At 53.4% G+C, this 18,692-nt stretch carries 17 protein-coding genes; 11 read left to right on the top strand and 6 right to left on the bottom strand.

What is annotated here, in order from left to right; genetic code table 11:
• Positions 1 to 33: 33 nt before the first annotated feature.
• The gene (locus DKB71_RS34555; protein WP_408602207.1) at positions 34 to 1,236 is read right to left on the bottom strand and encodes a hypothetical protein; all 1,203 of its coding nucleotides are present in this window, start codon (positions 1,234 to 1,236) and stop codon (positions 34 to 36) included.
• A 120-nt stretch (positions 1,237 to 1,356) separates the two neighbouring features.
• On the opposite strand from DKB71_RS34555, the gene DKB71_RS34550 reads away from it, so the two are divergent.
• On the top strand, positions 1,357 to 2,517 hold the full coding sequence (locus tag DKB71_RS34550) for a hypothetical protein (RefSeq protein WP_408602206.1): 1,161 nt from the start codon (positions 1,357 to 1,359) through the stop codon (positions 2,515 to 2,517).
• Between the two features lie 73 nt (positions 2,518 to 2,590).
• Complete coding sequence (locus DKB71_RS34545; protein ID WP_408602205.1) at positions 2,591 to 3,526, top strand: protein NO VEIN domain-containing protein; 936 nt, start codon at positions 2,591 to 2,593, stop codon at positions 3,524 to 3,526.
• Positions 3,527 to 3,587: 61 nt separating this feature from the next.
• On the opposite strand, the gene DKB71_RS34540 is transcribed toward DKB71_RS34545, so the two are convergent.
• Positions 3,588 to 4,232, bottom strand: a complete 645-nt coding sequence (locus DKB71_RS34540; RefSeq protein ID WP_408602204.1) for an ERCC4 domain-containing protein — start codon at positions 4,230 to 4,232, stop codon at positions 3,588 to 3,590.
• A 142-nt stretch (positions 4,233 to 4,374) separates the two neighbouring features.
• On the opposite strand from DKB71_RS34540, the gene DKB71_RS34535 reads away from it, so the two are divergent.
• The 3 genes from DKB71_RS34535 (at position 4,375) to DKB71_RS34525 (ending at position 6,068) form a co-directional block, all read left to right on the top strand.
• Positions 4,375 to 4,956, top strand: a complete 582-nt coding sequence (locus DKB71_RS34535; protein ID WP_408602203.1) for a hypothetical protein — start codon at positions 4,375 to 4,377, stop codon at positions 4,954 to 4,956.
• A 188-nt stretch (positions 4,957 to 5,144) separates the two neighbouring features.
• Complete coding sequence (locus DKB71_RS34530; protein WP_408602202.1) at positions 5,145 to 5,510, top strand: hypothetical protein; 366 nt, start codon at positions 5,145 to 5,147, stop codon at positions 5,508 to 5,510.
• 66 nt (positions 5,511 to 5,576) lie between these two features.
• Positions 5,577 to 6,068 (top strand): hypothetical protein, encoded by a 492-nt coding sequence (locus tag DKB71_RS34525; protein WP_408602201.1) that lies wholly within the window; start codon positions 5,577 to 5,579, stop codon positions 6,066 to 6,068.
• Here the strand turns inward: DKB71_RS34525 and DKB71_RS34520 are convergent.
• Positions 6,065 to 6,637: a hypothetical protein gene (locus tag DKB71_RS34520; RefSeq protein ID WP_408602200.1), complete on the bottom strand. Its 573-nt coding sequence runs from the start codon at positions 6,635 to 6,637 to the stop codon at positions 6,065 to 6,067. The two genes, DKB71_RS34525 and DKB71_RS34520, sit on opposite strands and share 4 nt — an antisense overlap.
• Before the next feature lie 162 nt (positions 6,638 to 6,799).
• Here DKB71_RS34520 and ligD point away from each other — a divergent pair, with 162 nt between their 5' ends.
• From ligD to DKB71_RS34500, 4 genes are all read left to right on the top strand, one after another.
• Complete coding sequence (gene ligD / locus DKB71_RS34515; RefSeq protein ID WP_408602199.1) at positions 6,800 to 7,762, top strand: non-homologous end-joining DNA ligase; 963 nt, start codon at positions 6,800 to 6,802, stop codon at positions 7,760 to 7,762.
• A 119-nt stretch (positions 7,763 to 7,881) separates the two neighbouring features.
• On the top strand, positions 7,882 to 9,150 hold the full coding sequence (locus tag DKB71_RS34510) for a hypothetical protein (RefSeq protein WP_408602198.1): 1,269 nt from the start codon (positions 7,882 to 7,884) through the stop codon (positions 9,148 to 9,150).
• A 54-nt stretch (positions 9,151 to 9,204) separates the two neighbouring features.
• Positions 9,205 to 9,819 carry a S24 family peptidase gene (locus DKB71_RS34505; protein WP_408602197.1) on the top strand — a complete coding sequence of 205 codons (615 nt, stop codon included), beginning with the start codon at positions 9,205 to 9,207 and terminating at the stop codon, positions 9,817 to 9,819.
• Complete coding sequence (locus tag DKB71_RS34500; protein WP_408602196.1) at positions 9,819 to 11,078, top strand: Y-family DNA polymerase; 1,260 nt, start codon at positions 9,819 to 9,821, stop codon at positions 11,076 to 11,078. The genes DKB71_RS34505 and DKB71_RS34500 overlap by 1 nt, the downstream gene beginning before the upstream one ends.
• Positions 11,079 to 11,123: 45 nt before the next feature.
• On the opposite strand, the gene DKB71_RS34495 is transcribed toward DKB71_RS34500, so the two are convergent.
• The 3 genes from DKB71_RS34495 to DKB71_RS34485 form a co-directional block, all read right to left on the bottom strand.
• Positions 11,124 to 12,287: a hypothetical protein gene (locus DKB71_RS34495; RefSeq protein WP_408602195.1), complete on the bottom strand. Its 1,164-nt coding sequence runs from the start codon at positions 12,285 to 12,287 to the stop codon at positions 11,124 to 11,126.
• Between the two features lie 506 nt (positions 12,288 to 12,793).
• Complete coding sequence (locus DKB71_RS34490; protein WP_408602194.1) at positions 12,794 to 13,864, bottom strand: restriction endonuclease; 1,071 nt, start codon at positions 13,862 to 13,864, stop codon at positions 12,794 to 12,796.
• Between the two features lie 142 nt (positions 13,865 to 14,006).
• Positions 14,007 to 14,525 (bottom strand): hypothetical protein, encoded by a 519-nt coding sequence (locus tag DKB71_RS34485; RefSeq protein ID WP_408602193.1) that lies wholly within the window; start codon positions 14,523 to 14,525, stop codon positions 14,007 to 14,009.
• 278 nt (positions 14,526 to 14,803) lie between these two features.
• On the opposite strand from DKB71_RS34485, the gene mqo reads away from it, so the two are divergent.
• Both mqo and DKB71_RS34475 read left to right on the top strand, forming a co-directional pair.
• Entirely contained in the window at positions 14,804 to 16,450 is a 1,647-nt protein-coding gene (gene mqo, locus DKB71_RS34480; RefSeq protein WP_408602192.1) for a malate dehydrogenase (quinone), read from the top strand.
• Positions 16,451 to 16,694: 244 nt separating this feature from the next.
• Positions 16,695 to 18,671, top strand: a complete 1,977-nt coding sequence (locus DKB71_RS34475; protein WP_408602191.1) for a hypothetical protein — start codon at positions 16,695 to 16,697, stop codon at positions 18,669 to 18,671.
• Positions 18,672 to 18,692: the final 21 nt, after the last annotated feature.

The following is an 18,692-nucleotide window of genomic DNA, read 5'->3' as shown; positions in this document are numbered from 1 at the left end:
ACGGGGTTACCGAATTCCTGCGCCAGGCGCGGGTCAGCGGCCAAGGTACTCGCTCGCAAAGCTGCTGACCTGCTGCGGAGACTTCGCAGGATCTTCGCTCAAAGTAAATTTGAGATTCGCCAGGTCGTATTTACTCGCCAGCTTTCCGTAGAGCTGCATGGCCAAACCAACGGCCTGCGGGGGAGCCACCTGCGCATAGCTGCTAATGTTCCTGGAAACGCTTTGATGAACGTCTCTCGCTAGCTTGTCTGTAGCGGTAGGGGCTGCGAACGGGATGTTGCCATTGATCTGCATGTCCGCAAGCACTTCTGCGTAGAGTGCACGCGCTGCCGGTTTATCGATGCTTAGCGGTGTCCCATCGAGAGGAAGGGCGTTTGGAAAGTAGGTTCCGTCCGGGCCCATGAAATGCTTCTCCATCAGATGCTCGACCAGTGCAGGGATTTCAGCGGCTTCCTTACGCTGTATCGCGGCCATATCAACATCCTTCAGTACTACATCCAAGGCCCATACTGTCTTGTGGTTCGATACCCCAAGCGCAGACACCCGGAAAGGTCGCAGGAACTCAGTGTAGAGATCTTTAGTACCAGTCTGGCGCATGTAGTCCAGGATCGCCCCAAGGTCGCCAGCGACCTCCTTGAACGACAACACATAGTTGTTGTACCTGGCGTATGAACCGCCTTTGACGTGGGTTTGCTCGAACTGCTCCATGGGCTTGTACTTCTCCGGGAATTTCACCATGAAGAAGCAATGCTCTACCTCGTGCGATTTCGTGAAGAAATCCACGTATCGTTTGTTGTAAAGGACAGGGCTGTCATCGACGAAGAGATAATATTGACCGTCGTTTGACCGGAGATCGTTCTGCAAATGGTTGACCAGGCACACATCAAAGTCAGCAGAGAACTTGCCCTTGTCAATGAGGGTGGCCTGACCCGTCAGGAAGTGGTTTGGGTACTTAGCTTTAGCCTGGCGTATCTGCTCAGCTTCCTGGTAAACCTGCATAGCCATCCCAATATTAGCCACCTCACCAAACTCGGCGATCTTTAGCTGGCGCGACTGGCCGGCCCCAAGCGTAGAGGAGATGGTTGGACGCAGAGAGAGGTCGGAGATCCGGACTTGTCCGGCTACAGGCTGTTCAACCGCATGGCTCATCGAGCAGAACAATGCCGCCGCGATGGTCACCCCATTGATCAATACACTGTTAACCCTGAATTTCTCAAAAATTGCTTCGACGGACACAAAAAGCACTCGGTCTCGTGACTATGGGCCCAAGGTTACATGGTGGCATGTTGCCGTGGCAATTTCTGTGTATATTTCCATCATATTGGTATCATAAGAGATCAACCGAAGGAGCTGCACATGAGTAATGGATTCAAGGCTGAATGGGATAAGCATCAGCGTAACTTTCTTGCGCTTATGCTCAAAGAACTCACGTTGTTGGATGTGGATCTTAAGAGCAAGGTTGTTGGCTTGATGGCAGAAAACAAGCCAAGCAAGGGAAACCCACTTGAGCGGATAAAGTCATTTCTGGGTATATCCAAACCTTACTCAGCTGATTTACCCCGGCAAGCCTTTTTCCAATATTTCAAAGGGCTTCATGATGAGCTATTTGGAAAAAAGGGGCGCCGAACCTATCAAATTCAGCGCGATGAATACGTGTCGGAATGCCTGGCGAAAATTTCCAGTGGAAAATCCATCTCCCCTTTTGTGGAAGATCTGGTAGCGGCGACATTTGATACGAGAAAGTCGAAGCGATTCATGGGGTATTTCGAACTCCTAACCTTTGGTACGCCAAAGGAGAGGGTGGTCGAAGAACTGTGTGAATTTGATCCTAAAAGCAATGCCCTAAAAAGCTTCGAGTACGAGCGGATTGCTGGGATTTGGAGGCGAGAACTGAAGGTTCACAAACCTTTTGATGCATTTCACGGCTTCAATGAGACGCAGGGATTCGCCGCTCTTGATAAGCTTTTCGCGGATGCAGGTGGACACGTTATGACCGTCACTGCAGGAACCGCGTGTTCCCACGCAGGCGTGCTCCCGAAAACCCTCGTTCTGGATGACGGCATTCCTTGCTGGACAACCACAGATCCGAATAAAGCGATCAATTACGCTGGACTTGCTGTCACGAAGCACGTGAACGAACCATCTGCTGGGTCGTTTCCGCAAATTATCAATGGCGTAGTTGATGTTGACCTACATTGCGGCGTGATGCATGGCACCAGTTTTGACGCTTTCACTCGTGTTTTTTGTGGAACTTCGCATGCTCACTTGAAGGCTTGGATCGCGAGCTGGTGTGCGGAGCCTACCCGGAAATTTGATGGGCTGGTGGGTACCAACGGTGGCGCCGATGAGCTTGTAATCATGAGGCCATTTTCAAAGGTCACCTGGAAGCCCCGAATTACTCTGCCGACAACGCAAGCCGGGTTTGACAGGGAGTATGGGAAGCCGCCTTCGTTTGCATACAAAGCACCCCAGCCAACACGACTACAGCCACCACCGGCGTCGTCGCCAACTCCATGAAAGGCATTTCAATTGACCTTTAGAGGCGCCTACTCGTAGGATCCAGCCTCTCTCAAAGTGAGTTCGGTAAGCCATGGAAAGAATCGCGTTTGTAAAGGCCGGTTGGGCGGAAGACTATGCAGGGGAAGAGGTGGTTGGCCGGCATGGGTTTATCAAGGACTTCAGCGAAGCTCACGAGCGTTTCAACTTCATGAAGGGCCCTGACGGTCGCTACTACGGCTACATCTATCCCATCGGCCAGTATGAGAGCTGCCCTAAGCCGGTAGTCGCCACTGGTTGGCTGGTAATTGTCGTCGCAGCTCGGGACGGTGATGGCCCGCTTACCGTGGTCGGCTGGTATGAGAATGCGACTTTTGAACCAGATTACATGGCAAGGCCAGAGTACGAAGCAGGCGACTTCGAGCTGGATATCCACGGGAACCAGTACGCGTATTGCTTCAGTGCTGACAAGGCTACTCTGATCCCGTTGCATCTTCGTCAGACGGTAGTGTCCGGTGATCATTTTAAAAGGACACCGATTATCTATGCACGTGGAACACGTCACCAAGATGCGTGGCGCGATAATTTGGCTGCGCTTGCCGAGCAGATCATTGGGTTAGCGCCTGCAATCACAACCACCAAATTGCCCTGGGTAACGTTCCCGGACAAAGCGCATCGAGACTTGGTCGAAGCAGCCTCAGTCGATCTCTTCAAGAAGACCTACAGCAAGGCGTACAGGCTCACCGACCGCCAAAAGGACAACTGCGGCTACGATTTTCTGCTGATTCACAAAACCACCCGTGAAGAGCTGCACATTGAAGTTAAAGGCACCAGCGGTAAGACTCCTCACTTTTTCATGAGCCGCAATGAGCACAACTACCTAGCAGACCCGCGCTGGCGCTTGTTCATGGTGACTGATGCGCTAGGCAAGCCGAGGAAGGCGATGATGGATCTGCACGAGGTTAATCGTGTCTTTGACCTCGTGCCTTTCGCCTACCAGGGTGTTTCGAAGGTCGAGGAACTGGAGTAGGGGAGCTTGCCAGGAAGGGTGGATCTGGCAGGGCGCCTAAGGGGGGCGCCCATTCAGACAGTTAAGCCACGGTCTTGCGATGCCTTAAGGCTTGGTGCATGCGTTCTGCGACCTTGATGCCGACACCTTTAACCTGACTCAACTCTTGTGGCGAGGCATTGAAGGCATCCAAGGCGCATTCGAAGTGATCAAAGAGCTTTTCAGCGATGCCAGGGCCGATACCAGGAGAGCCTTCGAGCAGAAATCTTGACCCTAGGTCAGATGTTTTAGGTTTTTCTGCCCGCAGGGATATTTTGTAGCCAAGGCCTTCCTGCAGGTGCCTGGCCATTGTTGCAAGAATCAACGGGGTTTCTGCTGGGTCGAGGACTGGAATCACCCTCACGTCTTCAATTGCGATAAGCCATGACATCGCGCCGGAAATAGCTTTCCGATCAATTGCAGACCTGGTTTTGTAAATATCCCCTTCAATAAGCACCATTGGCCGGGGGTACTCGATCTTCATTTTCGCCACTTGTTCGAAGAGGCGCTTGTCCATGATTGAGGCCACGAAGTCCACCGCTGATTTTCGCTCAACAATAACCTCCTCGCTGAGCCGGTAATCACCACTCGAAAGGGCGCCAACAGAGATGTTGTATCCCTCCATGGCTGACAGCGAAGCAATGACGTTGGATCGCGATTCGCGCATGTCAGCAAAGATTTCGATCATATACGGGAGCCTCATGCTCATGGGGGAGGCGCAGAGCTTAGAGACTTCGCCCGTCTGACTCAAGAATACTCACTGGATTTTGGCAGGTCTCACCAGGTAGCCTGGTAGGTATCAGGTCAAGCTATCCGGTCAGAGATTTCCAATGGCACACGTATTCATCACCAGCTGCGTAAACGCTCACAACGGCGAGGACATCAACGAGATGGTTGATACCCCGCAGAAAACAGAGATGAGCAACGCCTACTTCATCGAGAAACTGGCACCAAAGCTCGGTATCGATCAGCAGGTGCTTTCCATGCTGGGATACGACACCAAGAAGTTCTTCGCCAACGATTTCGCGCTGAATTGCGCCAGATCGCACTACCAGGGCGTGCCTTGTGTATACGTCCAGCACAGTCGTATCGAGTACATCTTTGTCGACCAGAAGGACGCTCACAAAATGCTGTCGAAGGCCGAGGCGAAAGCCCGCCAAATCTCGCTTTCAGTGCTCAGCGACGACTTGAATGAGATGATCGAAGAGCGCTCTCCGAAAAGCGCCAAGGACTACTACAGCCTGGCCGAAGCGTTTCACAAGGAGCACAAGGATGAGCTGCTCGCTTCGCGCATCCCTATGAGTTCGCTGGCCCAGTGGGGGTGCGACTACCGAGAACCGTTCGCTCTCTTCGACAAGCGCAACTATGGCCCGAATGCCGCGCTTGCGCGTGAAAGTTCCCCGAGCCGGTAGTCCAGAACGCTCAATAAAAAACGCCCTGAGGGGCGTTTTCTGTTTTCTATTATGTGTGGCGATTAGCACTTAGGCGCGTGGCCGTGAGGCTCTCTACCGCAGGCTTTCAACCAATACAACAAATTGACAATCGCAGGTATGATCCAGTCAGCAGGCAACTACTGCGCGTATTCGCGCTAGGGATTTTTGTGAAAGCCGAACTGAACGAACAACTCAAAAGCAAGTACCCGAAGATCCTCACTGGCGGGCGTTTCAGGTACTTTGAGGTGGGTGATGGATGGTACGAATTCCTCGATGAGGCCCTGGGTAAAATTCAGGCCAGAGTCGATGAGTCAGGGTGTCCCCAAGTAGTGGCGGATCAGATCAAGGAGAAGTTCGGCACGCTTCGTTTCTACAAATCTGGCGGCGATGAGGTTTGCAGAGAAATCATCTCTGAAGCTGAAACGCAATCGGCCAAAACCTGCGATACCTGCGGTAAGCCTGGGGCCATGGTTCGTGGTTCATGGATTCGTGTGGCTTGCCAGGATCACGTGGAACCACCGGCCCGTAACTGAGCAGTTTGCAGGCGAAGCTGTGTAGGCCATAGACTGTTTGAAAGCAAATCTCTGGATTTAAACCCAATGGACGTGAAGCATTTGATCGAGCGAATTCAAGCCTGGCTGGATCCTCTTGATTCGCTACCGGTTGAATGCGACGGCATGACCCGTGTGATTACTGCCCTGCTGACCTCAAATGGCATTGAGCATAAGGTCATGGGTGGTCACCTCACGGATGTCTCGCCCCTTCAGGACAAAGTAGTTCGCCCAAGCCCGCTCAAAGCTTATGTCCACTGGTGGATTGAGCTGCCCTCTGGTCATCTCATCGATTACAGGGCAAGAATGTGGATGGGCGACTCTGCACAGCATGGTGTCTTCATCAAAGATCCAACCCATTTTGACTACCTTCACCCTGAGCAGGGTAATTTGGGTGCTTACCCAATCCAGATCCTGTCATTCATGGTTGAGCGCGACCTTACTCGGCACCCGAAGCTTGAGATCAGTGATGCCGAGCTAAAGGTGCTGAACAGCCGAGCCAAGGCTCATAGGGCGGCTGAGTATTCGTTTGATCGTTAAATGACCGGCTCTGCGTCGGACTCGAACTTACGCTCCAGCGCCTCCAGATAATCGAGTTCGAACGGGTAGGGGGTACTGCTGTTCTGGACTTCATTTGCTAGCTCGTCTGCCATCCAGTACAGCTTGTCTTTCAGGATCAGTAGGTCATCAATAGTCTTATCCCAGAGGACTTTCGTATGATCTTCGTTTTGCGAGAGACCGATCAGCATCACCTCTAGCTCACTGACAGTTCTAAGGTCTGACTCGCCAACCTTATCGATGATTTGCTTTACTTCGTCAGCCTCTACATCCTCATCTTGCAGATGAAAGACATGAGCCAAGGGGCCGGCGTAGAGGACTCGAATCCTTCGCTCAAGGTAATCAATGATTTCGTCTTTGAAGTAACACTCGTTCGTCAGCGTTGGTACGGGAAAAATTGTGGAGGTGCCGTATGCGTTGTAGCGTCCGCCATTGATATCGATCCTGACCTCGATCTTACCAACCTGGAAGTTATGGCGCCTGGCGACCAACCAGTGCCCGAGCTCATGCCTCAGCAGGCCTCTCTTATTTTCCTCAAAGCTTTTGTGCATTTGCGCGTCCATTCTGGCGAGAAAGCTCGCGGTTTAGTGTGTCTTAGCTGGTCGAAAATCGATGCCCATTGTGTCAGATATCAGGACGTTTCAGCTATTCCTCGGAATCCCTGCACAGCGCCAGGGTCAACATCTACAGATTTCCACCTGTGATGACCGATCATGGCTACAGCGATCAAAGCAAAGCCCGAAATGCCGGCAAAGTTTCCGCCGCAACTGGCGAGCCTGGTGACCAGACCACCCCATGGGAAGTGGTTTTGGGAGGTAAAATATGACGGCTACCGACTCATGGTTAAGGTCAGCAATGGGAAGGTTACGCTGTACACGAAAAATGGAGCGGACTGGACAGGTAAATTCCGGCAGGTAGCTGCTGAGATCGAGTTACTTGAACTGCAAGATCTTTGGCTCGATGGCGAGTTGGTAAAGCAAGACGCTGAGGGCCGGCCAGACTTCGGTGCCCTGCAAGAGGCTATCGGCCAGAGAAAGACCGGCGATCTCGTGCTCTTTGTTTTCGACCTGATGTACTACGGCAGGGCAGACCTGAGAGCGAGAAAACTCGAGTACCGCCGAGGGAAGCTAAAAGATCTGCTTCAAGACAACGAAACCGAGCACGTACGGCTGTCCGAAGATTTTGATCAGCCAGTGGAGTCACTGCTGGCATCTGCTTGCGCAATGAACCTTGAAGGGTTGATCGGCAAGCGTGCCGGCAGCCTGTACTCGTCGACCAGAAACGGCGACTGGGTGAAGCTCAAGTGCCACAACCGCCAAGAGTTCGTCATCGTTGGGTACACACAAACCGCCACCGGGCTTGGCTCCGTGTTGGTGGCCAGCTACGACGAATCTGGGGCCTTGAAGTATGCGGGGAAGGTCGGATCTGGATTCAACGCCAGAAACCTTCAAAGCGTCGGTAAGGCGCTCAAGGCCATCGTGGTTGAAACCAGTGCGCTGAGTGACCCTGGTGCGGTGACTCTGAAGCATCCTGTTTGGGTGCAACCAAGCCTTGTTTGCGAGATACGGTTCGCCGAGATCACTCGCAAGGGCCGAATCAGGCATGGGGTGTTTGTCGCCATAAGAACTGACATATCGGCTGCTGAAGTGACGATAGAGGCGCCGGTCGATCTTTGATATTTGGTCATGTCATTGAGCCAGCGTATGGCGAAAGGTTCTGATAAGCTCGGGGTTTGCCAAAGGAGCCTGGCATTGCGACTGCGCCGGCTCCATTCATAGTCAGGGATGCCTCTTTCATGATCCGAGTTAGATTCTTAGCACTGCTGCCTTTCGCCTTGCTCGGCGGCTGTTCATCGGCACCAACCGTTCCAATGGTCAGCGAACAAGATGCCCAAATCTTCATCGCCAAGATTGAAACCCCAAGCTTTCAGCCTGCTGCTGATCAGGTGATTGTCTGGAAGCAGGCTGATAACAAGAAAGAGGCTTGCAAGCTCTTCATGGGAAGCACTCCCGACCAAAAGTACTGGGAGTGGCCGGAAACCAAAATCACTTGGGATGGGCAGTGCAAAGACGGCTACGCCTATGGGGTAGGGCGGGAGTTTCTCGACACTCGGAAAGGCCTGATGTCTACCATTGGCACATACTCAGGTGGCGAGAAGGAGCCGTTCTATGAGGCCTCGACCAACTTCGATAAGGGGGAGCTGGTCGTTGGTGACCTTAAAGCCAAGAAAGTCATGGCAATACAGGTTCAGCAAAGCCCGATGCCATTTGCCATGACCAGCACGATCTTTAACTCAGCAGGCACTTACGACTACGCGAAGATCGATTACCTTGGGGGGCCGGCGACTGCAGTGATCAAGTCCTACAGAAATGGTTTTGTCTTCAGATTTTTTAAGGTGACCGACCCAGGACTTCCAGTCGACTTCACCATGGAGGTGCTCAAGGATGGACGCCCGGTAGGTTACAAAATCGAAAGACTGAAGAACGGCGCTTTGTACGGCGTTTCTCTGTTGGGCCAGCAGCCGCAACAGGTAGGTCTGCCGGCGTCTCTGGTGAATTTCTATAACGCCCAGTACCAGGACATTTCGCAAAAGCTGGGTGAGACGAAACCCGCTTACGATCAAGCCCTGGTCACCATCGAGCGTTACAAGAGGGCGATCTGCGGGAAGGGCGATAAAGTTGACTACGTCGACCAAGAAAAATACCGTTTGATCTGCTCTGAGGACGGCGACCTGACGCCCTACAAGGACAAGATTGCACAGGTGCTGAGCGAGCAGAAAGCGCGGCAAGCACAGCAAGCTACCGCTGCTGCGGCAGAGGCTGACAGGCAAGTGAGGCTGGCGCAGGCCAACGCTCAGGCCCAAAACAACTCGATGAAAGAGCTCACGCAGAGTGTAAATGCCTTCTCCAGTTCGATGAACAGCTACTCTCAAGGGATGATGAACACTATTCAGCAGAACAACAATCAGATGATGCAGTACAACCAGGGTTTCCAGGCTCAACCCCAAACCTACGACACCAACTGCGTACACGTAGCCAACGTCATCAACTGCAAAACTCGGTAATCGGGTTACCTACCCGTTGGGGTTTCAGCGACGGGGTTCAGGAAAGGCCGGAGGTTGCGCATCAACCACCGGTTTTTTTCTTTTGTGCTGGTAATTGCCCGGCAACCCCACTGGATCGCGGGATCCGAGTCATCAGTAGCCCAGCCGCTGGCGCCAGAGACGCATCAGGAGCTTGACGAACACACAGGTTTGCTGGATAGATATACAGTCATTTTCCCCGATTCCGCCATCATGTCAGAAGCCTTCATCTCACCAGGACGCCGATCCGCTTCCCTGGCCAACCTCCCAGAAAAGATCAAGATCACTGGATTCAGTTCGCCGGCAGCAGACTACGAGCAGCTCCAACTCTCGCTCGACGAGATCACCGGCCTTGGTGCTCCGCATATCTGGTTCTGGCGGCTTACGAGTGAATCCCTGGCCGGCCTCAGCCTGCACGCCAATGACCTCCTGATCGTGAATCGGCAAACTGAGCTTAGTGCTGGGAAGATTGCAGTGATCGTTACTGACGGTAGCCATCGCGTATGCCTGGCTGAAGCGCAAGCTGGCGTTTTAAACCTAGTGACGGTGGATGCCTGCGGAAAGCGGGTGCCAATCGACAAAACTGAAGAGATTAGCGTCTGGGGTGTCGTTGATTTTGTGATTCGCGATCTCCGGGCGGCACGGTTCTGATGGTCATCGCGTTGATCGACTGCAACTCGTTTTACGCTCGCTGTGAGATGCTCTTTCGGCCAGAACTGGAAGGCAAACCGGTCGCAGTGCTTGCTAACAACGACGGCTGCATTATTGCCCGAAACCCGCAGGTTAAAGCCCTCGGAATCAAGATGGGAGTGCCGTACTTTCAGGTAAAGGACTACCTGAAGCAAGAGGGCGTTCACGTATTCTCCAGCAACTATGCGCTGTACGCAGATATCTCCCGTCGCGTCATGCAGACGATTCACTCTCAAGTGCCCGATATCGAATGTTATAGCATCGACGAATGTTGGGCCGACCTCTCCGGCGTGCCCGGTTGCTTGGAGACCCTGGGCTTTGCAATCAAAGAGAAAGTGATGCGTGACGTCGGCATGCCGGTGGGTATGGGTATCTCGACAACCAAGACGCTGGCCAAGCTGGCGCAGTGGGCGTCGAAGACTTGGCCGGGTACAAAGGGCGTTGTCGACCTGACAGCCAAAGACCGCCAGGAAAAGCTGCTCCGCATAGCCCCGGTCGGGGAAGTGTGGGGGATAGGTAGGAAGCTCGGCGCTCACCTGGACATCATGAACATCAAGACTGCCTGGGATCTATCGCAGTATGACCGCAAGTCGCTGCGCAAGATGTTCAACGTCAATGTTGAGCGTACAGCGAGAGAGCTCGCCGGCGAGGCCTGCCTTGAAATGCACCAAGCCCCCGATCTGAAGCAAGAGATCATGAAGTCTTGCATGTTCGGTCGGCGCGTCCATTTGCTGGACGAGCTGAGGCAGGCCACCGCGAATTACACTAGCGTGGCGGCAGAGAAGATGCGCTCGCAGGGCTCACTGTGCCAACAAGTGAGTGTGTCGGTGCAGACTGGGCAGTTTGAGGAGGCCTCTACGCGCTACTACAACAGCATCGACATGAAGCTAGCCAATCCCTCTGATGACACGCGAATCCTCCTGAGCGCGTCCCTGGCGGGCCTGGAGCGTATCTATCGGAAGGGGTACGCGTACTCGAAGTGTTCGGTGCGGCTGACCAGGCTTCACCAGCGGGGCGAATTCACGGAGGATTTGTTTGCGGCGCCGACGCCGGCAGGTTCTGACAAGATCGGGTCGATCATGGACACCATAAACCTACGGTATGGCCGTCATGCGATTCACTCCGCCAGGTTGAAGCCGGATCCAGAATGGGCGATGCGAAGGGACATGCTTTCTCCTGGGTACACCAGCAGGTGGGGCGAGCTGCCGCAGTGTCGTTGAGTTCGCTTGCGCAGACCCTCGTCGCAACAAGGCCACTTTACGTGATCAGTGCCGTGTGTCGGGGGTTTCAGCGTTACCGACAACATAGATGTGGCCTGGTAATTCATCTGCGGAGCCAGCGCCAATTATTTGCGGTTTTATCCACTTCTTTTTGATAAGACTGTTAGCTTTACCGTGATGTTGGCGTCTCCAGTGGCCCCGCCGCCAATGGGTACGACGGTGGCCACCGTGCTCAGCTGTACTAGAGGATGAGAATTCTCGGCCAAGTAGGTATACCGTCGTATAGCCCTCAGACAGCATTCGTGATTTCAACTCCTCACGCTGACTTGGGTTGGATTGCTCCCAACGTACCGCGTAATCAATAGGGGCGTCTCGACCTGGCTCTAGACGCCGCTGCGTACCAAGCGATTCCAGATAGAACAAGACATTCACGATCAAACTGGAGGCTTGCTTTAAGATTTCGCCGCCACCTTCGATTTCAGCACGCCGATGAGAATTTATCGCTTTATCTGCCTCGGAGTCACCAGGTTTATCTGAAAAGTTACTGGCGCGACGGGTGATAACATGCTCAATGGCCAGCGCCACCGGCATAGCTTGCTCCTCCGGTGTGAAATCCAAAAAGTAGCCAGGCAACATCACGCCTTCACCACTTTTCTTGCATGTCGAGAACCCGAACTTCAAGCGCAGGTTACCTTGCTCGTCGTATGGGGTCACAGCAACGAAAGCACCGTCTAGGTATTCCAGCTCCCCCTCATCAAAATGGAGATGGATGGCTTCACGTTTTCCAAAGCGAACAAAGAACGCCTCATATGGTAGGTGCAAACCCTCAAGCGTGCAGTCGCCAAAATCGGTCTGTTCCAGCATCTCGACCACTTCATCCGTGAGGTCGAATATCTGGCGACCGCAATTGATGAACTGCGCCGCGAGCGGCACCCAATGACGCATTTCTGCCATCTTTGCAAAGATTTCGAGTACCAAATGGCCACATTCGCTCGGATCGGAGAATTCCTGCTTAATCTGAGGTATCAAGTGCTCCATGGCCGGATCAAGTAGCTCATCTTGAATTTTATCCACTAGATTTCCGGCAACGCGTCCATCCTTCAGAACCAAGCCGTCGCGAGCAACGTTGGCTGCAAAGATCCACCAAAACTGTTCCTGATTGCGCACAGGAGCATAGGGCGAGAACTTCAGGCGGTCGGTGACGTTCATAGCGGCCTTCTGATTCAGAATGAGGGGACAGCGCAGACGCTGTATTTCTGCCGAATCTGAAGGATAGTCTGCGCTTCCACTTTTTGCTCATTGGGCTAAGAAAAATGGAAAATAGCGCTTTGCCCGTTGATGATGCGGAAACTAGACAAAAGCGAACAACATGCAGGCATGTGTGCTTTAAAAATTGAGGGCCGAGCGGGTGCCTAACGAGATTTCTTTCGGGCGCCTCACTCGGTGGTTAGATGCTATAGACGGGCAGGGGGAGTCGACTCTGCCGGGTTGTAAAAAACAGTGTAATGACCGCAGGTACACATAATCGTGTGGCCGCTGATAGCAGGATACGCACGCCAGTGGATCCGTTCCTTCTCAACCTCATCGCTTGGAGATCGGGAAGAATATGAGCGAAGATCGAGGTTGCTCCTGGAGCAATTTGAATTTCCGCATGCCACGGTGTCTGGACGTTTTTCCGGTTTTCTAGCCATGTCGATTCCTTCGTATGTCTATGATCAAGCAAGCCCTTGAGCGGGCATTCGTAGCTTCTCCAGGGCCTCGACGAGATCGTCATGGTGGAGAAGGGGTACATTCAAGTTTGTGGCAGCTGTTCGAGCGGCTTTCGTGAAGGACGCGTTGGACACTACAGCGCCCACATCACAGCGGTAGAAGCCTTTTGCTGAGTACGCTTCCTGGACACTGCCATTACCAACAGGTTGGGAGTAATACTTGCACTGGAGAGCCGCCCGAAAAGTGCCTTTGGTAGCAATGATGTCTGCCCCATGATCGCCGGTGGCCGGCGTCATCGATACCTGCCAGTCGGCCTCTTCAAGGATCCGCGCCACATGCACTTCATAGTCAGGGCCGGTACTGTGTTCGTGGAGCTGAGATTCTGATTGCTGGTCATCGAGTGGCGCCGTGGCCGGGACGATGTCGTTCATCAGTTCGAGCATGGCTTTAAGCGGCGGTTGTACAGCCAGGCCATGCGCTTCCAGCGCAGGAATAGCGACTGCCTTGATGAAGTACTTTGCGTGCTTGGGCCAATCACCGTCTCGAAGGATGTCGTATTCATCCTTGTAGGCGCACTGACTCCTCTTCCTTGAAAGGGTGATCAGGTGCTCTTCAGTAAGCTCTGCGACGAGAGTCAGCCCCTCAGTTACTTGAGCTCTTTCAAGCATCACACCCAAGGTTGAGTGCGCAGTGTCGTACCAGTCTTCATTGAAGGGAGTCCATGGCCAGTGGGGCTTTTTACGGCGCTGGTCTCTCGGGATTGCAGACCAGAGTCGGTTCAGGCGCATTGATCTGCACACAACGTTGAAAACGTAAGCACTGATGCTGAAAAGGTAGTAGCCCACTACGGTGCTGATCGTGACGAGCATTGCTGGGATCGTGTACTTCTCAGAAAGGCCGCAGGCGCCGGCGATGATGGTCACGATCAAAAAAAGGATGCCGTGCACAAACGGTGTCCACCATCCCGCGTCGGTCTTGCGGTAGATGGCGATGAGTAAGATGGCGGCAAGAATGTAAATCGCGAAAAGGGTGGGTTCGATAAGACCGAAATTGATTTGAAGAGAGCCGGTGCTCATCATTCATCCTTGGCATTGAAAAAAGGTGGAATAAAGCCAGGATTCTAGCAATTAACTGTGCATATATCCAGTATATCTACTGGGAGCTTGAACACAAAAAAGCCCAGCTTAACTGGGCACGTGCGGCTCTAGATTGGGCCCCTCAAGGCGAAGGGGAGTTGTCCATTTCCCGAGTGATGGCCCTAGGGTTCGGATAGCTGTTTCTGATGCGGTTCAGCTTGTCTCGCAGCGCCTGGGCTTCTTCGGACAATTGGATCTCTACACCACCATTCTTTGCGCTTCGGAAGCTATCACCGGCGCGATAATCCCTCTCTTCAATGTCTAGGGCGCTTCGGATCCCGATGACGGCATAGAGGCCCTGAAGGGTGGTGGTGTCGGTGTACTTTGCCGCGAGCATTTCCAGTCTGTCGTAACGCCTGTTCGACCGTAATTGGGCGTTGTCGTAAAAGACCTGGGGAAGCGGCGGAAAATCATCCAGTAGCTTCTGCATTGGTTCGAGGTACTTGGTGAACTGAGGCCTGTTCAATTTTACCCAGCCGTATCCGAGGCTGAGTTCGTTCCTGGCTCCGTTGTAGGCGAGCATTTGGATTTCGGAGTCGCGATCATGACATTGCTCGAAGAGCTCTCTGTACTCTTCCAGTCGCTTCAATCCTACGGTCATCGCTTTCACTCATGCAGTTGTGACGCAGGACATCTCGCCTGGCACCTATGGATCATTCTAGGGGGCGCAAGGCAGGTAGGGCAATCGAGGTGACCGACGCTGGGCTCGAGTCTTCAGCGCGAAGCGATGGCTCGCAGTAGGTTTTGCAGGGTAGGTAAGCATCTCGCCAGGTGTGCCGGCACCCGGTCGCCTCTTGGCATTTATTGCCAAATGTTGTGGTACGCTCCCCGCCAGCAAGTCATTGAAATGACTTAGCTTTTAATCCTGGAGACTCAATTGTGTTGAAGCGTGTTAGTTCGTCCCTGCTTGCGCTCGCCGTGTCGTTGGCGATTGCCCCTGCGCATGCGGGTGAAGCAAAGAAAGTTGATGTGATGCTTATCGGCGGTGGCGTGATGAGCGCAACGCTCGGTGTCTGGCTCAATGAGCTGGAGCCGGGCATGTCGATGGAGATGGTCGAGCGCCTCGATGGCGTTGCCCTGGAAAGCTCCAACGGTTGGAACAATGCCGGCACCGGTCACTCCGCCCTGGCCGAATTGAACTACACGCCAGAAGATAAGGACGGCAACGTTCAGATCCCTAAAGCGGTTGAGATCAACGAAGCGTTCCAGATCTCCCGTCAGTTCTGGGCCTGGCAGGTTCAGCAAGGCGTGCTGAAGAACCCGCATTCGTTCATCAACTCCACACCGCACATGAGCTTCGTGTGGGGCGATGACAACATCGAATTCCTGAAGAAGCGCTACGAGGCCCTGCAGGCGAGCCCACTGTTCAGTGGCATGCAGTACTCGGAAGACCCTGCAGTGATCAAGCAATGGGCACCGCTGCTGATGGACGGACGTAATCCATCTCAAAAGGTCGCAGCTACCTGGAGCCCGCTGGGCACCGACGTTAACTTCGGCGAGATCACCCGCCAGTTCGTCGCGCACCTTCAAACCACGCCAAACTTCTCGCTGAAACTGTCGAGCGAAGTGAAGGACATCAAGCGCAATCCTGATGGTACCTGGCACGTCACCCACAAGAGCGTGAAAGACGGTACCGAAAGCGAGACCGATGCCAAGTACGTGTTCATTGGCGCGGGCGGTGGTGCACTGCACCTGCTGCAGAAGTCCGGCATTCCAGAAGCCAATGAGTACGCCGGCTTCCCGGTGGGCGGTTCGTTCCTGGTATCGGAAAACCCGACTGTAGCTGAGCAGCACTTGGCCAAGGCCTACGGTAAAGCATCGGTCGGCGCCCCGCCAATGTCGGTTCCTCACCTGGACACCCGTGTCCTGGACGGCAAGCGTGTCATCCTTTTTGGCCCGTTCGCCACGTTCAGCACCAAGTTCCTTAAGCAGGGTTCTTACTTCGACCTGCTGACCAGCACCACCACGCACAACATCTGGCCGATGACGAAGGTCGGCATCAAGGAGTACCCGTTGGTGGAGTACCTCGCCGGCCAGCTGATGCTTTCGGATGAAGATCGTATGGAGGCGCTCAAGGAGTACTTCCCGAACGCCAAAGCTGAAGACTGGCGTCTGTGGCAGGCCGGCCAGCGCGTTCAGATCATCAAGCGCGATGAAGAGAAGGGTGGTGTGCTGAAGCTGGGTACCGAAATTGTAAGCTCCCAGGACAACACCATCGCCGGTCTCCTCGGTGCATCGCCTGGTGCTTCGACAGCTGCGCCGATCATGCTGACCGTTCTCGAGAAAATGTTCAAAGAGAAGGTCGCCACACCCGCGTGGCAGGAAAAGCTGCACGAGATCGTTCCAAGCTATGGCACGAAGCTCAACGGCTCTCCTGAGAGCGTAGCGAAGGAATGGGCCTACACCAGCGAGGTTCTGCAACTGTCGACGCCGCCAGCGGTAAACACCACGGTTGCTGCGAAAAATGCAGCGCCAGCAGCAAGCGAGCCAGTTGAAAGCAAACAACAGGCAGACATCGCTCTTTGATGTCATTCCCCCGCCCAATCTGGCGGGGGTTCTTACCTTGGCTCTGAAGCCAAAACGCGAAACTCGAAAGCACCGTTATCTACTGCCGGCATTGCAGCTTGACCACTCTGAACATGTCCGGCTGTTTCAGGTTTGAATCGCTTCTAAAATTATTTTCATTAACCACTCTTGCAGTGGCGCAAAGCCAGTAAACCCCTGCTATAGCTAATCCAGGATTCATCACTAGCTGTAGGGAGGGGCGAATATGCGAGGGCAAATTGCGCTGGTTGCGTTACTGGTAATTCCAGTCGTAGCTGCTGAGGCAGGTGAGATCACCTGGTCTGTAGCAAATGGATTTCAACAGTTCAGCAAGGACGAAGACTTCCAAAAAATCAAGCAGGCATGGAAACCTGGCATGACGGCTGAGGATTTCCTTTCAACGCAAAATGCTGCCTCCCTTCGTGAGTTATTGCCTATTGATCGAACCTGGTGGGAAAGGGAAAAGGGGGTCTATAACAACAAAGGACTTTTTGACCCGACCCACGACATTCTCCTGACCTACAAGGGAGCCACAGCTGGCGCGAGCTGTCAGTGGAGCATCAATGGCGCTTCTGTTGGTGCTGCAACGTCCTGTGATAAACCAGCGACTGCCATCAACGTAGATGAGAAGAAACCATTCACCCTTGCAGTCTCAGTCGACGGTGGGCCGGCGCAAACGCTTCCAGAGAAGCAGCAGATTGAGACAAGGTTGATTGTGGCGGTCGGTGATTCGTTTGCTTCAGGTGAGGGCAACCCGGATCACGCGGCAATCACGAACACTCTTCCGGAGAAGGGGTCTAAACGGGAGAACAAGACCAGTGTTGAAAGCCTGTCCTGGGCGTTTGCACCAAATATGTCTAATCGACGGTTTACGCAGTCAGCGGACTGGTGGGATACCACGTGTCACCGTTCATTTCTCTCCTGGCAATCGCTCTACGCTCTCCGTCAAGCCGTGGACAATGAGCATATGGTTGTTCGGTATGCATCATTTTCTTGCTCGGGCGCCGAAGTCTACGATGGCTTCTTCAGAGCCCAGATTGACCCGCCAGTTAATCTAGGCGATGGCCGCGTTAGGAAGAGTTCTGAGCGTGACGGAGGGAATATCCTAACGCGTGAAGCTTCGAGGGAGGACAAAGGGCCCCAGACTTGGGCATTTGTCAAAGACACCAGTACAAAAACATCTCTCAGCAAGTCCCAGCTTAATGCGACCATCGCTCTTCTGTGCGAAGGCCAGACCAGCAAAGGAGCGTCAACACCTCGAAAGACTCAAAAACAGGGCTTGCGGGACGGTAGCCCATATTATGGCGACTTCGAATACGACAGGTGCGATGGTAAAACCCGTAAGCCTGATGAGCTATTGTCGTCTTTTGGGGGCAATGATTTTGGCTTCTCAGGTGTTGTTATGTGGGGGCTGATTCCATCTACACCGGTCGGGTTCAAATGGGATCCACGCACTTGGTTTGCAGGCCAAGGACTCCATTTCTTACGAGGGTTTAAAGTCGTTGATCCCAAAAAGGCGGGGGCAAAGGCAAACGATGAAATGTCGGATGTATACAGTGAGCTAAACTGGGCTTTCACCGACGTTTTAGGCGTCAAACCTGCAGCGATAAAGGAGCTTGTGTACCCGAATCCTTTTCCCCAGAAATTGAGTGAGGTCTGCTCTGCTCGAATGACTCAGGGCAATGAGTCTTTGAGTGAGTACAGCAAGAAAAAAGGCGGAAAATTGTTCAAGAACTTCATCTATCGGGTTGAAGATAAAGATGCACAGAAAATTTACAGTGAGTTTGTCGAGCCTCTTCAATCGGCCCAGAGGAACGCCATTACTGAGTATGGATGGACACGTATAGAGTCTCAGGCGGGGTTCGTATCCCCAGCTGGTGACCGTACGATATGTGCAGTGGCAATCGATTGTGACAACCGCAAAGGCTCGTGTGATTTGGCAGACCTGCCTGGGTGGCGCGTACCAAAATATGATATCCATCCATCCCTTCATCCAATAAAGAACGTAACAGAGTGGGAGGCATACGCTCCGAAGCGCATGCGGGGGTTAAGGATGTCGAACGACGCAGTGCTGACGCAAGCCAGATTCAAGGATGGGCTAATTCAGGAGGACTGGATGAGTGGAAGCGTGCACCCCGTTGCCCAGGTGCACGCTGGTATCGCGGATTCGATTTCGGATAAGGCCAACATAGCCTCGAAGTAATGTCTTCATCAGCCCCCTTCC

This window comes from Pseudomonas sp. PLMAX (assembly GCF_046042685.1).
GTDB lineage: Bacteria > Pseudomonadota > Gammaproteobacteria > Pseudomonadales > Pseudomonadaceae > Aquipseudomonas > Aquipseudomonas putida_AE.
Note: the sequence above shows the minus strand (reverse complement) of the source record. Positions and strands in the feature narration are given on the sequence as shown.